Origin of the sequence: Streptomyces sp. NPDC002057 (assembly GCF_040296665.1) — a bacterium.
Taxonomy (GTDB): Bacteria; Actinomycetota; Actinomycetes; order Streptomycetales; family Streptomycetaceae; genus Streptomyces.
The window spans coordinates 56576-70309 of the sequence record NZ_JBEOXR010000026.1; the positions used below are offsets into that span (position 1 = coordinate 56576).

Here is a 13734-nt window from a genome sequence, read left to right on the forward strand (position 1 = left end):
TCCTCACTCACAGGCGCCCCAGCTGTCGCTCGGCCAGCGAACGGATGTCGTTCTCCGAGATCTTCTTCGTGTCGAAGACGAAGATCTCGACCGCGATGTCGCCGCGGTAGAAGTAGGCCCTGGCCTGGTAGAGGTCCATGTAGCCGGACTCCCGGTGCACGGGGAAGACGTAGTAGCGGCCGTTGCCGGAGCCCTTGAGCTCCTCGCCCTCGTTCTCGGCGTACTCCTCGTCGGACATGTAGCCCTGCTGGTCCTCGACGTGCTCCCGCGCGCCGAGTACGTCTCCGGCCCGGTACTGGACCAGGCGGATCTCGGACACCCGGTCCGCGCCCGTCTTCCAGGACGTGACCGCGACGCGGCGGATCCCCAGCTCCAGCTGGTGGCTCAGCGCGTTCCCGGCCCGCTCGAAGTCGGAGGCGAAATCGGGAACGGACTGCCAGCCGTCGGCGTCCCCGAACTCGTCCTTCTTCGCACCCGCGGGCTTCGGGACCAGCAGCTTCCGCAGGTCGCCCTGGGACTTCGCCCGGCGGTCCTCCGAGGCAGGGAGCGGATCCGGTGCCTTGTCCTTCGGGAGGGGCTTCGGGTAGGCGAGGGCCGGCTGGTTCAGCGGCGGGAGCGGGGTCGGCTCGCGGTCCGCCTGGACGCCGTATCCGACGGCGGTCCCGCCGATGAGGCCGAGGACGGCGGCGACCGCGATCAGCCCGACCGTACGCAGGACGCGACGGGGCCGTACGACCGGAGCCGCGGCCTCGGTCACGGTCGGGGCCGCGGTCGCGGTCTCCGTGACCGCCACCGCATCCGTCAAGGTCGCGGTCTCCGTGGCCGTCTCCGCCACGGCGGACGGGGTCGGCGGTGGCGCCGTCTCCCCGCCCGTATCCGTATTTTGGATACTTTCTTCGTTGCTCAAGAGTCCCCCCACGAGACCTGAAGCGCGGATTCCGTTACCCGCGCACCCAGCTGACACCTGAGGGGCGCATGGGGTTGCAGTGCCGCGCATTACAGTTCGGCATATGGCGAAGAAGCTCGTGCTCAAGGTGACCGCGGGGGCCGACGCCCCCGAACGCTGCTCCCAGGCCTTCACGGTGGCCGCCGTCGCCGCCGCCAGCGGCGTCGAGGTCTCGCTCTGGCTGACCGGCGAGTCCTCGTGGTTCGCCCTTCCGGGCCGCGCCGCGGAGTTCGAGCTCCCGCACGCGGCCCCGCTGCCCGACCTGATCGACTCGATCCTGGCGGCCGGCGGCCGCATCACGGTCTGCACCCAGTGCGCGGCCCGCCGCGAGATCGAGGAGAAGGACCTCCTGGAGGGCTTCCGCATCGCCGGAGCCCAGCTCTTCGTCCAGGAGGCGATGGCCGACGAGACCCAGGCGCTCGTCTACTGACCGGCTCCTCCCCGGCGACAGGCCCTAGGCGCAGATGCGCTTGAAGGCGGTCGCACCGGGCCGGGCACGGAACGTCACCTCGTGCCCGGCATCGTCGGTGAAGACGGCCTCCGTCTCGGACCTCAGGGTCATCGTGCCGCGCTGGGTCGGGTTGTCCCACCCGTCGGGCGGGTTTCCCGAGCCGTCGGAGAGCGGGGTCTCCGCCTCGAAGTACGTCGAGCCGACTCGGGCCTCGTCGATGCCGCAGTGCGTGTAGAGGTCGAAGGGAATCGTCCGGACCGGCGGTGTCGTCCGGACGGGCGATGCCGTACCGACGGGCGGTGTCGTACCGACGGCCACCACGCCCTCGTCGGCCTTGACGCAGCCCGTGAGCACCCCGGCGACCACCGCGAGGGCGCAGAATATCCGTCCAGCTCTCTCAGCCATGGCCCTTCGACGTCCGGGCCGGGCCGGCGGTTCCGCACCGCTCACCGGGAACCGGTACAGGCCGCGATCCGTGGCCGGAGTCCTAGGGACCCCGGCGCTTCCTGCCGTCGAGTTCGTCCCACCACTCGTCCGACTTCGGGTCCCCCGAAGGGTCGTCCCACCAGCGGTCCTCGGGGCCCCGGCGGTTCGCGACCATCGCGGCGACCGGGGGGATGACCATGGCCACCACGCACATGCCGACGGCCACCGGCATCGAGAAGAGCCGCACGACGGCCCAGGCGCCCACGAACAGCAGCAGGCAGGCGCCCATCATCCAGAAGTAGACGTGGCGACGTCGTGCGTACACACCCTCAAGGGTACGACCGAAGGGCCGTGCCTCTAGTCCTGGAAATGGCGTCCAACCCCCCAGGAGGCACGGCCCTTCGGCCGGTTCGGTGTCGCGGGTCAGACCGCGATGGCGACCTCGGCGAGGCCACCGTGCTGCGCCACGACCTGACGGTCGGCGGTGCCGCCCGGAACCAGGGCGCGAACGGTCCACGTGCCCTCGGCCGCGTAGAAACGGAACTGTCCGGTGGCGGAGGTCGGGACCTCGGCCGTGAACTCGCCGGTCGAGTCCAGGAGGCGGACGTAACCCGTGACGGGCTCGCCGTCCTTGGTCACGAAGCCCTGGATGGTGGTCTCACCGGGCTTGATCGTCGAGGCGTCGGGGCCGCCGGGCTGCGCTCCACACATGGTGTTCTGTCCTTACGGTCGAGGGGTCCGGAGGAGGGGAGGATCCGGGGGTTACTTGTTGGCGCCGAGCTCGATCGGGACGCCGACGAGGGAGCCGTACTCGGTCCACGAGCCGTCGTAGTTCTTGACGTTCGTGACGTTGAGCAGCTCGTGCAGGACGAACCACGTGAGCGCGGAGCGCTCACCGATGCGGCAGTAGGCGATGGTGTCCTTCGCCAGGTCGACCTGCTCGTCCTCGTAGAGGGCCTTGAGCTCGTCGTCCGACTTGAAGGTGCCGTCGTCGTTGGCGTTCTTCGACCACGGGATGTTGCGGGCGCTCGGCACGTGGCCGGGGCGCTGCGACTGCTCCTGCGGGAGGTGCGCCGGGGCGAGCAGCTTGCCGGAGAACTCGTCGGGCGAGCGGACGTCGACCAGGTTCTGGGCGCCGATCGCGGAGACGACGTCGTCACGGAAGGCGCGGATCGAGGCGTCCTGGGCCTTGGCCTTGTACTCGGTGGCCGGGCGGTTCGGGACCTGGGAGCCGTCGACCAGGTCGCGGGAGTCGAGCTCCCACTTCTTGCGGCCGCCGTCGAGGAGCTTCACGTCCTGGTGGCCGTAGAGCTTGAAGTACCAGTAGGCGTAGGAGGCGAACCAGTTGTTGTTGCCGCCGTAGAGGACCACCGTGGTGTCGTTCGCGATGCCCTTGGCCGAGAGGAGCTTCTCGAAGCCCTCCTGGTCGATGAAGTCGCGGCGGACCGGGTCCTGGAGGTCCTGGGTCCAGTCGATCCGGATGGCGTTGCGGATGTGATTCTTCTCGTAGGCCGAGGTGTCCTCGTCGACCTCGACGAGGGCGACCTGCGGGTTGTCGAGGTTGGCCTCGACCCAGTCCGCGTCGACCAGGACGTCGCTGCGAGCCATGTTGTTCTCCTCCGGGGCAGTGTGCGGCGGTGTGGTGCGGGTGTGGTGCGGTACGCCTCGTCGCGCGAGTCGCGGGCAAGCGGAGCGTGCGTCGGTGACGTGCGTACGGCTACACGGGCGGCCCCGACCTCGGTCGGAGGGCCTGAGGAATACGGGAGTGGTGAGTCCCGCTCAGACGGGGCGACAGAGCATGGCGGCGACGCGGCACAGGTCTACTGCCCGCCGCTTCGTGAGATCCGCCTGTCGCTTCATGCCCACGATCGTAGGGACGGACAGGCGGCCGTGTCACCGGCGTGTCGTATTTTGAGACGCGATCGTCCGAGATGCGAGACGCGAGCGCGGGGGAGGACGGCCGGGGACGCCTCGGCGCCGAGGCGTCGGGCTCTGTTTCTGCGGATCGGACAGACTCGTCTCAGCATGTGACCAACGAGTACGTCAGCCCGCCAGGACGACGTCCTTGCCGCTCACGGAGACGGCCAGGCCGTCCGGTCGCGGCTCGATCTTCTCCACCTTCATCCCCGCTATGGCGCCGATCGGCCGCTCGAAGTCGGTGCGCGCGCGGACCAGGTCCTCGACGCCCGGGATGCCCTCGCCGGGCACCTTGTCGGCGCGGACCCGGATGGTGTCGCCGTTCACCAGGGTGACCGTCGAGAGGACCGTACGGGTCAGGCTGCGGCCCATGATCTCCACGCTGCCGGTCACCTTCACCTTGCCGTTGCCGCCGTAGGCGACGGTGGCCTCCCGGTCGGAGGCCGCCGTGAGGTCCGCGTACGAGATGAGGGCGGTCCCGCTCGCCGAGCCGGCCTTCGCGCCCGACCAGTTCCCGGTCACGGTCACGTCCCGCAGCGCCACGGTCAGCTCGCCGACCCGTATGCGCCGGTCGCCCGCCGTCGTCGTGATCCCGGTCGCCTTCACGTCGACCTCGTCGAACCGCTGGTCCGCGACCTGGGTGAGGAACGGGAAGCCCTTGATCTCCACGTCGAGGGAATCGGTGCTGTCGTAGGCGGAGGAGAGCTTCACCCGGCCGGCCGCCTCCGACTCGGCCCACGACACGGCCAGCCGGTCGATCCCCACGAGGACCCCGCCCAGCACGACGGCCACGATCAACAGAATCCGCAGTGCTCGCATGGGCTGCACGTCCCCCGAATCGACATGAATATGTTTCGGCCCCCCGACACGAAGATCGACGTGTCGGGGGGCCGCTTGGTTCCCGTGCCCCGTCCGGATCAGGGTCCCGTCAGGGACGGACCGGGGCCGGATCAGGGATGCGCCGGGGACGGACCGGTGCCCGTGCGTGGGCTCAGGCCAGGGCCCTGCCCAGCAGGTAGACGGCGGGCGCGGCGGCCGTCAGCGGCAGCGCGACACCGGCCGTCATGTGCACGAAGCGGGACGGGTAGTCGTAGCTGGCGACCCGCAGGCCGACGAGCGCGCAGACCCCGGCGCCGAGGCCGAGCAGCGCCCCGGAGGCCCCCAGGTCGGTGAGTCCGCCGGCCGCGATCCCCGCGCCCGCCGCGGCGAGCAGCGCGGCGACGAGCGAGACGGGGCCGGGCAGCGGGAGCGCGCGGGCGAGGACGGTGGCGGCGACCGCGATGCCGCCGACGACGACCGCGTCGGAGGCGGCGCCGAGGTGTCCGGTGGCGATGACGGTGAGCGCCGCCGAGGCGATGGTGGCCATCAGGCCGTACATGCGCTCGTCCGGGTCCGCGTGGCTGCGCAGCTGGAGGACGAGGCAGAGCAGCACCCAGACGCCGAGCGTGCCCAGGATCGCGGCGGCCGCGTGCTCGCGGCCGGTGACGAGCAGGGCGGCGTCGGCGGCGAGGCCGCCCGCGAAGGCGAGGGCGATGCCCTGCCGGGCGGGCCACATGCCGTTGAGCCGGAACCAGCCGGCGGCGGTGAGGCCCTGGAGCAGGACGAGCGGGACGAGGAGCCCGTACGTGCCGAGGGCGGCGCCCCCGGCGAGCAGCAGTCCGAGGACGGCGGTCAGGGCGGCGGGCTGCATCCCGGGCTCGATGACGGGCGAGCGGCCTTCGGCGCGGGCGCGCTGGGCGTCGGTGATCCGCGTGTTCCCCGAGGTGGTGGGCGAGGAGTAGGAAGGTCCCGCCTGGACCGGCGGGGCGGTGCCCGGGGGTACGGCCGCCGCCGGGACCTGGCCCGGGCCGGCGGCCGGGGCGGGCTCGTCGCCGTACGCGGCGGGGGCCCCGTACGACTCGTGCGCCGTGTACGGGGTCCGCGCAGGCGCGTACGGCTGCTCGTACGACTGCTGACCGTACGGCTGCTCGTACGGCTGCTGACCGGACGGCTGCTCCGCGTACGGCTGCGGTGCGTACGGCTGCTGCTGCTGGTGCGCCTCCGGCGCCCCGTAGGACACCGGGGGCTGGTACGGGGCCTGGTGCTGGTGCGGGTGCTGAGCCTGGTGCTGGTGCTGGTGCTGGTGCTGAGCCTGGTGCTGGTGCTGGTGCTGCTCCTGCAGCGGCGCCGCCGCGGCCTGTGCGGCCCGGGCCCGGTCGGCCTGGAGCTGTTCGTACGAGACGGCCGGCTGGTACGTGGTGTCCCAGGTCTGGCCCTCCCACGTCTGCGTGACGTCGGGGCCCGGCTGTCCCTGTCCCTGCCCCTGTCCCTGGCCGTTCGCGTACGGGTCGTACTGCTGACCGCCGTGGTACTGGTCGTTGCTCATGCTCTGGGGTTCACCCTCCTGCGAACGGGGGGAGCACCTCGACCGTGCCGCCCTCGGCAAGCCGTACCGTCTCATGGCTCCGGGTCCCGACGGGGTTCCCGTCGACCAGGAAGGAGCACCGCTGGAGGACCCGGACGAGCTCGCCCGGGTGCTCCGCGCGGACCGCGTCGAGCGCCTCCGCGAGGTGCTCGGCCGTGTACGGCTCCTCCGCGACACCGGCCGCGGCCTTGGCCGCGGCCCAGTAGCGGATGGTTCCCGCTGCCATAGCGGCGCTCCCTTCGTTCGTGTGCGCGCCGCCCTCCATGATGGTCTATGCGCGCGTCAGCCAGTCCCCGAGCCGGGCGAGCAGCTCCTCGTCCGCCGCGTTCTCGGCGTGGCCCATCCCCCGCTCCAGCCAGAGTTCCGCGTCGCCCGCCCCGGCCAGCATGCGCGGATGGTCGAGCGGGAAGTACGCGTCCCGGTCGCCGTGCACGATCAGCAGCGGGGTCGGCGCGATCAGCGGCACCGCCGCCACGGGGGAGAGCGGCACGGGGTCCCAGGCGCGCCGGTCGATCCGGGTGCGGAACCCGTACCGCCCGACCAGGCGGCCCGTCGGCCGGGTGACCACCCAGTGGAGCCGGCGCATCGGAGCCGTACCCCGGTAGTACCAGCGGGCGGGCGCGGAGACGGCGGCGACCGCGTCGGCGCGTCCCTCCGGTCCCCGGTCCAGGGCGGCGTGGCGCAGGACGACGGACCCGCCCATGGAGAAGCCGACCGTCGCCACGCGCGCGTGGCCGAGCTCCCGGGCCCAGCGGACGGCGGCGGACAGGTCGAGGACCTCCCGGTCGCCGACGGTGGAGCGGCCGCCGGATCCCCCGTGGCCACGGAAGGAGAAGGTGACGACGGCGGCGGCGCCTCGCTCCGCGAAGACCCGGGCGGCGCGCCGGACGGCGGGCCGGTCGGCCGACCCGGTGAACCCGTGGGCGACGACCACCGCCGTATCGGTGACACTTGCCGTGGAGGGTTCGTAAACCGCCTCGATCCGGACATCGTCATCCGTACGCAACATTGCACGCCGGGATCCGGAAGTGATCAGGGAGACATCCGCCATATGAAATCGACCCTCTCCCTCTGAACTCATGTGGGCTATTCTGCTGGGCAGAGGATCCGGGCGACGCAGCCCCCGGGTCCTTTTGCGTTTTCCGACCGTTGTTACGGACGGATGAACAAAAGCTCTCAGGGCGCGAGAGCCGGTAGTGATCTGTACGAAGCAGTGCACGTCCTCGCAGGGACCGAGGAGGAACCGCGTGATGAGCGAGCGAACGAAGCACGACCGGCCGACGGCACGGGTGACACCCCTGCCCGACCGAAGCCGAGGGCTCGGGGGTGGGGCGCGATGAGTTCACTGTTGCTCCTGACCAACGCCCTCCAGCCTTCCACCGAAGTGCTTCCGGCACTCGGTCTGCTGCTGCACAACGTCCGGGTCGCCCCGGCCGAGGGCCCCGCCCTCGTGGACACCCCCGGCGCGGACGTGATCCTCGTCGACGGGCGGCGCGACCTTCCCCAGGTGCGTTCGCTCTGCCAGCTGCTCCGCTCCACGGGGCCCGGCTGTCCGCTGATCCTCGTCGTCACCGAGGGCGGCCTCGCGGCCGTCACCGCCGACTGGGGCATCGACGACGTCCTCCTCGACACGGCGGGACCCGCCGAGGTCGAGGCGCGGCTGCGGCTCGCGATGGGCCGCCAGCAGATCGTCGCGGACGACTCCCCCATGGAGATCCGCAACGGAGACCTGTCGGTCGACGAGGCGACGTACAGCGCGAAGCTCAAGGGCCGGGTCCTCGACCTGACCTTCAAGGAGTTCGAGCTCCTCAAGTACCTGGCCCAGCACCCGGGCCGGGTCTTCACGCGCGCGCAGCTCCTCCAGGAGGTCTGGGGGTACGACTACTTCGGCGGCACCCGGACGGTCGACGTCCACGTGCGGCGGCTGCGGGCCAAGCTGGGCCCCGAGCACGAGTCGCTCATCGGGACCGTCCGCAACGTCGGCTACCGCTTCGTCACCCCGGAGAAGGTCGAGCGGGCGGCCGAGGAGGCGCGGGCCAAGGAGGAGGCCCGGGCCAAGGCGGGGGCCCCCTCCGGCACCGGCGTCAAGGACGCCACGGGCGGTGTCACCCCGCTGGAGGACAGGAACGTGTCAGATGCCACAGTGCGACCTGCCGGTAGGTAGGTCACCCCGCGTAGACTGCCGCGCGTGGCCAAGGTGACGCGGGATGACGTAGCTCGACTGGCAGGTACCTCGACCGCGGTCGTGAGCTACGTCATCAACAACGGACCCCGGCCGGTCGCCCCGGCCACGCGCGAGCGTGTCCTCGCCGCGATCAAGGAGCTGGGCTACCGTCCCGACCGGGTCGCCCAGGCCATGGCGTCCCGGCGCACGGACCTCATAGGCATGATCGTCCCGGACGCGCGGCAGCCGTTCTTCGCGGAGATGGCGCACGCGGTCGAGCAGGCCGCCGCCGAGCGCGGGAAGATGGTCCTCGTCGGCAACTCCGACTACCGCGACGAGCGCGAGGTGCACTACCTGCGGGCCTTCCTCGGCATGCGGGTCTCCGGACTGATCCTGGTCAGCCAGGGCATGAGCGAGCGGGCCGCGAGCGAGATCGAGGCCTGGGACGCGCGCGTGGTGCTGCTGCACGAGCGGCCCGAGGCGCTCGACGACGTCGCCGTCGTGACCGACGACGTCGGCGGCGCCCAGCTCGCCACCCGGCACCTCCTGGAGCACGGTCACGCGTACGTGGCGTGCATGGGCGGCATCCCGAACACCCCGGCCGTCGGCGACCCGGTCGCCGACCACGAGGAGGGCTGGCGCCGGGCCATGCTGGAGGCGGGCCGCTCGATCGAGGGCCGGCTCTTCCAGGCCCCGTACAACCGCTACGACGCCTACCAGGTGGCCCTCAAGCTGCTGGCCGGCCCGGACAGGCCGCCGGCCATCTTCTGCTCCACCGACGACCAGGCCTTCGGTGTCCTGCGGGCGGCGCGCGAGCTGCGCATCGAGGTGCCCACGGAGCTGGCGGTCGCGGGCTTCGACGACGTGAAGGAGGCGGCGCTGACCGATCCGCCGCTGACCACGATCTCCTCGGACCGGCCGGCGATGGCGCGGGCGGCGGTGGACCTGGTCCTGGACGACTCGCTCCGGGTGGCGGGCTCGCGCCGCGAGCGCGTGAAGCTCTTCCCGTCGGCCCTGGTCGTCCGCCGCTCCTGCGGTTGCGACGGCGGCTGAGCGCGGGTCCCCGCCGAGAGCCCTCCCTCCGGGGAGGGTTCTTTATTTCGGGCATACAGGGTTCTGTCGGGCTTCTCAGCCGGTCCTCAGACGGCTCTCATGAACGGCTCCGAGAGTCATAGCCATGACGGACTTCCAGGATCAGCAGCCGCAGCCCCCTTATCCGCCGCAGCCGCCGAGGCCGCCGTACGCACCGGCTCCGCAGCCGGACGCGTACGAGCGGACCGCTCCCCAGCCGTTCCCCACCGAGTCCTTCCCCGCCGGTCCTGGCGCCGCCGGGCCGCACGCCCCGGCGGGCGAGGGCCGGACGGCCGCCCAGCCGATCGTCACCGAGCCCGGCACCACGATCTGGCCGTCCGGCGGGCACGTGCCGCCGCCGGCTCCGCCCGTCCCGCCCGTCACCACCGCTCCGGACGATGGCCACGGCCCGCGCCCCCGGCGCCGGGCCAGGCGCGGCGTCGGCCTCATGGCGGCCGTGGCCATCGCCGCCGCGGCGATCGGCGGCGGCACCGCGACCCTGCTCCAGCAGCTCGGCTCCGACACCCCCGTCGCCGCCTCCTCGCAGGTGAGCGGGGTCAACGTGGCCGCGAGCAGCACGGGCACGGTCGCCGGCGTCGCCGAGGCCGTCTCCCCCTCCATCGTCGAGATCTCCGCGAGCTCGAACGCCGGCAAGTCCACCGGCTCCGGCGTGATCATCACCTCCGACGGCGAGATCGTCACCAACAACCACGTGATCTCCGGCGCGTCCGAGATCACCGTGCGGCTCAGCGACGGCAAGACCTACCCGGCCGAGGTCGTCGGCACGGATCCCGACAAGGACCTGGCCCTCATCAAGCTGAAGGGCGCCTCCGGCCTCAAGGCCGCCACGCTCGGCGACTCCTCCAAGGTGCGGGTCGGCGACCAGGTCGTGGCGATCGGCTCCCCCGAGGGCCTCACCGGGACCGTGACCAGCGGCATCGTCTCCGCCCTCGACCGGGACGTGACCGTCGCCAAGGACGAGGACAGCGGCAACGGCAACGGGCAGCAGGACCAGCGGTACGACCCGCGGCAGGGCTGGCCGTTCGAGTTCGGCGGACAGCAGTTCAACGGCGACACCGGCTCGTCCAAGACCACGTACAAGGCGCTCCAGACGGACGCCTCGCTCAATCCCGGGAATTCCGGCGGCGCGTTGATCAATATGAACGGCGAGATCATCGGAATCAATTCGGCCATGTATTCGCCGAGCGCCTCGAACGGTTCCACCGCCGGAAGCGTCGGTCTCGGATTCGCCATCCCGGTCGACACCCTGAAGGCCGACCTGGACAGCCTGCGCGCGGGCGGCGACAACTGACCGGCGACCGGGTCGCGTGCGACGCTGAGCCCATGACGGGACAGCAGAACGAAGCCGAGCGCATCCTCATCGTCGACGACGAACCCGCCGTGCGGGAGGCCCTGCGCCGCAGCCTCGCCTTCGAGGGGTACGGGACGCAGGACGCCGTCGACGGCCTGGACGCGCTCGCCCGGATGGAGCCGTACGCCCCCGATCTCGTCGTCCTCGACGTCCAGATGCCCCGCATGGACGGGCTGACGGCGGCCCGCCGCATCAGGGCCTCGGGATCCACCGTGCCGATCCTCATGCTCACCGCCCGCGACACGGTCGGCGACCGGGTCACCGGGCTGGACGCCGGCGCGGACGACTACCTCGTGAAGCCCTTCGAACTGGACGAGCTCTTCGCCCGGATCAGGGCGCTGCTCCGGCGCAGCTCGTACGCCCGGGCCACGGCCGCCGCCCCCGCCGAGACCGACGTGCTCGCCTTCGAGGACCTGCGGATGGACCTGGCCACCCGCGAGGTCACCCGGGGCGGGCGGACGGTGGAGCTGACGCGGACGGAGTTCACCCTCCTGGAGATGTTCCTGGCGCACCCCCGGCAGGTGCTGACCCGGGAGCAGATCCTCAAGGCCGTGTGGGGCTTCGACTTCGAACCGAGCTCGAACTCGCTGGACGTGTACGTGATGTACCTGCGGCGCAAGACGGAGGCGGGCGGCGAGCCGCGCCTCGTGCACACGGTGCGGGGCGTGGGATACGCGCTGCGCGGAGGAGGCGGGGAGTGACGATTCCCCCGAAGGACCGGCGGGGTCCGCGGAATCCCCTGGCCTGGTTCCGGTCCCGGCCGCTGCGCTCACGGCTCGCGCTGCTCACGGCGGTCGCGGTGGCGCTGGCCGTCGCGGCGGTGTCGCTCGCCTGCTGGTTCGTCACCCGGGCGCAGCTGGAGGCCGAGATGGACTCCTCGCTGCGCAGCACCCGGCTCGACGCGAACGGGGTGCAGAGCCTGCTCGCGCTGTGCCGTCAGGGCACCACACCGCCGCCGGTGGCGGGCTCGTACACGGTGCAGGTGATCCTCGGCAACGGCAGCGTGTGCACCTCGGGGAAGGCCGCGATCCCGGCCGGGCCCGGTGACCTCGCGGTGGCGCGGGGGCAGCTGGAGCACGCCCTGCACACGGTGAAGGACGACGCCGGGCGGGAGATGCGGGTCTACACCTACCCGCAGGAGGGCCCGATCGCGCTCGCCGTCTCCGTCGCCCGGCCGCTCGCCGAGATCGACAACTCGATGTCCACGCTGCGCTGGGTGCTGCTCCTGGTCTCCGGGATCGGTGTCGTCGGCGCGGGCGCGGCCGGCCTGTGGGTGGCGCGGACCGGCCTGGAGCCGGTGAACCGGCTGACCGGGGCGGTCGAGCACGTGGCCGCGACCGAGGACCTGACGGTGCGGATCCCGGTGGAGGGCGAGGACGAGATCGCCCGCCTCTCGCGTTCGTTCAACGCGATGACGGCGGCGCTCGCCACCTCCCGGGACCGGCAGTCGCAGCTGATCGCGGACGCAGGTCACGAACTCCGTACACCGCTGACCTCGCTCCGTACGAACGTCGAGCTGCTCGCGCGGAGCGAGGAGACCGGCCGGGCGATCCCGCCGGAGGACCGGCGGGCCCTGATGGCCTCGGTGAAGGCGCAGATGACGGAGCTGGCGGCGCTGATCGGCGATCTCCAGGAGCTGGCGCGGCCGGACGCGGACCGGCGCGAGCCGCTCGAAGTGGTCCCGCTGCACACGATCCTGCGGACCGCCCTGGACCGGGCGCGGCTGCGCGGCCCGGAGCTGAGCTTCGTCACGGAGCTGGCGCCCTGGTACGTGCGGGCGGAACCGGCCGCCCTGGAGCGGGCGCTGATGAACGTCCTGGACAACGCGGTGAAGTTCTCGCCGCCCCGGGGCACGGTCGAGGTGACGCTGATGCGGGGCGAGCTGACGGTCCGCGACCAGGGCCCCGGCATCGCCCCGGACGAGCTTCCGCACGTCTTCGACCGCTTCTGGCGGTCGCCCTCGGCGCGGAGCCTGCCGGGCTCGGGCCTCGGCCTGTCGATCGTGGCCCGGACGGTCGACCACGCGGGCGGCTCGGTCGACCTGTCTCCGGCGGAGGGCGGCGGCACGGTGGCGACGGTACGGCTGCCGGGGGCGCCGACGCCGCCGCCGTCAGTTGTGGCGGATGAGGGACTCGACGAGGCCTGAGCGGGTGTTCGGGTAGTCCAGGACGGTGATGCCGAGGCCCTTCCAGGTGTTCGCCGTGCCGTCCAGGAAGCCGTGGACGCGGGGGTTGAGGTTGTCGGAGTTCCACCGCGGCGGCAGGGACGCGGACGTGCTGACGAAGTTGATGTACAGCTTGCCGGGCTGCTCGACGGCCCTGCGGTAGTGGGCCTCGATCTTGGGGTACTTGGCGTTCGGCAGGGCGTTCCAGTCGTCCTGGAGCGCGATGGCCCCGCCGTCCCACCACTTGAGGCCGGGCAGGCCGCCGTTGTCGGCGACGAGGACGACCTTGCCGCGGGCCTCGCCCAGGGAGGGGACGGTGTCGCCGACGCGGAACAGCGGGCGCCAGCCCCGGTTGTCGAGGTAGTCGGTGAAGACGGCGCCGAAGGTGGCGTCGGAGTCCGAGGAGTACTCCTGCTTGACCCTCATCAGGACGGTCTCGGAGGGGTGGGCGGCCAGGAAGTCGCGGCAGGCGACGAGGACGTCGCCGAACATCATGTTCTGGTACGAGGCGCCGTGGTGGATGGCGAAGGAGCCGCCGGTGACCCGGCACCGTACGTCGAGGAATCTGATTCCGGCGGCGAGCTGCTGCGCGATCGTGGTGTTCTGGCACTCGGACCAGGGGCCGCCGAAGCGGGCGCCGGAGTCGTGGGTGCCGGGGATGGTGAGCCGCTGGAGGGGGGTCCCGTCCGGGTGCGCCCCCATCCACGCGCGTGTGTCCACGGCCGCGGCCCGCGCCCCGGGCGCCCCGGCGAGCAGTACGGCCCCGGCCCCGAGGGCCCCGGCGAGAAAGCGTCGTCGCTCCATGGACCGGATAATGAC

Annotated in this window: 17 protein-coding genes; 6 read left to right on the forward strand and 11 right to left on the reverse strand. The window is 72.0% G+C overall.

What is annotated here, in order from left to right:
- Positions 1 to 7 precede the first annotated feature (7 nt).
- Complete coding sequence (locus ABT129_RS20920; protein WP_351903434.1) at positions 8 to 805, reverse strand: hypothetical protein; 798 nt, start codon at positions 803 to 805, stop codon at positions 8 to 10.
- 205 nt (positions 806 to 1010) lie between these two features.
- On the opposite strand from ABT129_RS20920, the gene ABT129_RS20925 reads away from it, so the two are divergent.
- Positions 1011 to 1376: a DsrE family protein gene (locus ABT129_RS20925; protein WP_351903437.1), complete on the forward strand. Its 366-nt coding sequence runs from the start codon at positions 1011 to 1013 to the stop codon at positions 1374 to 1376.
- A 24-nt stretch (positions 1377 to 1400) separates the two neighbouring features.
- On the opposite strand, the gene ABT129_RS20930 is transcribed toward ABT129_RS20925, so the two are convergent.
- The 9 genes from ABT129_RS20930 to ABT129_RS20970 all read right to left on the reverse strand — a co-directional run bounded on the left by ABT129_RS20930 (position 1401) and on the right by ABT129_RS20970 (position 7225).
- Positions 1401 to 1802, reverse strand: a complete 402-nt coding sequence (locus tag ABT129_RS20930) for a hypothetical protein (RefSeq protein WP_351903440.1) — start codon at positions 1800 to 1802, stop codon at positions 1401 to 1403.
- Between the two features lie 82 nt (positions 1803 to 1884).
- Entirely contained in the window at positions 1885 to 2148 is a 264-nt protein-coding gene (locus ABT129_RS20935) for a DUF3099 domain-containing protein (protein WP_351903443.1), read from the reverse strand.
- A 98-nt stretch (positions 2149 to 2246) separates the two neighbouring features.
- Entirely contained in the window at positions 2247 to 2534 is a 288-nt protein-coding gene (locus ABT129_RS20940; protein WP_319311238.1) for a DUF1416 domain-containing protein, read from the reverse strand.
- A gap of 51 nt (positions 2535 to 2585) precedes the next feature.
- Complete coding sequence (locus ABT129_RS20945) at positions 2586 to 3431, reverse strand: sulfurtransferase (RefSeq protein WP_351903446.1); 846 nt, start codon at positions 3429 to 3431, stop codon at positions 2586 to 2588.
- 171 nt (positions 3432 to 3602) lie between these two features.
- Positions 3603 to 3683: an Ms5788A family Cys-rich leader peptide gene (locus tag ABT129_RS20950; protein ID WP_351229977.1), complete on the reverse strand. Its 81-nt coding sequence runs from the start codon at positions 3681 to 3683 to the stop codon at positions 3603 to 3605.
- Between the two features lie 183 nt (positions 3684 to 3866).
- Positions 3867 to 4559: an LmeA family phospholipid-binding protein gene (locus tag ABT129_RS20955; RefSeq protein WP_351903449.1), complete on the reverse strand. Its 693-nt coding sequence runs from the start codon at positions 4557 to 4559 to the stop codon at positions 3867 to 3869.
- A 172-nt stretch (positions 4560 to 4731) separates the two neighbouring features.
- Positions 4732 to 6105 carry a hypothetical protein gene (locus ABT129_RS20960; protein ID WP_351903452.1) on the reverse strand — a complete coding sequence of 458 codons (1374 nt, stop codon included), beginning with the start codon at positions 6103 to 6105 and terminating at the stop codon, positions 4732 to 4734.
- Between the two features lie 10 nt (positions 6106 to 6115).
- Complete coding sequence (locus ABT129_RS20965; RefSeq protein WP_351903455.1) at positions 6116 to 6370, reverse strand: MoaD/ThiS family protein; 255 nt, start codon at positions 6368 to 6370, stop codon at positions 6116 to 6118.
- Between the two features lie 45 nt (positions 6371 to 6415).
- Positions 6416 to 7225, reverse strand: a complete 810-nt coding sequence (locus ABT129_RS20970) for an alpha/beta hydrolase (protein ID WP_351903458.1) — start codon at positions 7223 to 7225, stop codon at positions 6416 to 6418.
- 255 nt (positions 7226 to 7480) lie between these two features.
- Here ABT129_RS20970 and ABT129_RS20975 point away from each other — a divergent pair, with 255 nt between their 5' ends.
- From ABT129_RS20975 to ABT129_RS20995, 5 genes are all read left to right on the forward strand, one after another.
- Complete coding sequence (locus ABT129_RS20975; RefSeq protein WP_351903461.1) at positions 7481 to 8308, forward strand: response regulator transcription factor; 828 nt, start codon at positions 7481 to 7483, stop codon at positions 8306 to 8308.
- Between the two features lie 24 nt (positions 8309 to 8332).
- A complete protein-coding gene (locus ABT129_RS20980; protein WP_351903464.1) occupies positions 8333 to 9361 on the forward strand; it encodes a LacI family DNA-binding transcriptional regulator in 1029 nt (342 codons plus the stop codon).
- 124 nt (positions 9362 to 9485) lie between these two features.
- Positions 9486 to 10691, forward strand: a complete 1206-nt coding sequence (locus ABT129_RS20985) for a S1C family serine protease (protein ID WP_351903467.1) — start codon at positions 9486 to 9488, stop codon at positions 10689 to 10691.
- A gap of 32 nt (positions 10692 to 10723) precedes the next feature.
- The gene (locus tag ABT129_RS20990; RefSeq protein WP_351903470.1) at positions 10724 to 11452 is read left to right on the forward strand and encodes a response regulator transcription factor; all 729 of its coding nucleotides are present in this window, start codon (positions 10724 to 10726) and stop codon (positions 11450 to 11452) included.
- Entirely contained in the window at positions 11449 to 12897 is a 1449-nt protein-coding gene (locus tag ABT129_RS20995; protein WP_351903473.1) for a sensor histidine kinase, read from the forward strand. The genes ABT129_RS20990 and ABT129_RS20995 overlap by 4 nt, the downstream gene beginning before the upstream one ends.
- Here the strand turns inward: ABT129_RS20995 and ABT129_RS21000 are convergent.
- Positions 12862 to 13719 (reverse strand): phosphatidylinositol-specific phospholipase C, encoded by an 858-nt coding sequence (locus tag ABT129_RS21000; RefSeq protein WP_351903476.1) that lies wholly within the window; start codon positions 13717 to 13719, stop codon positions 12862 to 12864. The two genes, ABT129_RS20995 and ABT129_RS21000, sit on opposite strands and share 36 nt — an antisense overlap.
- Positions 13720 to 13734: the final 15 nt, after the last annotated feature.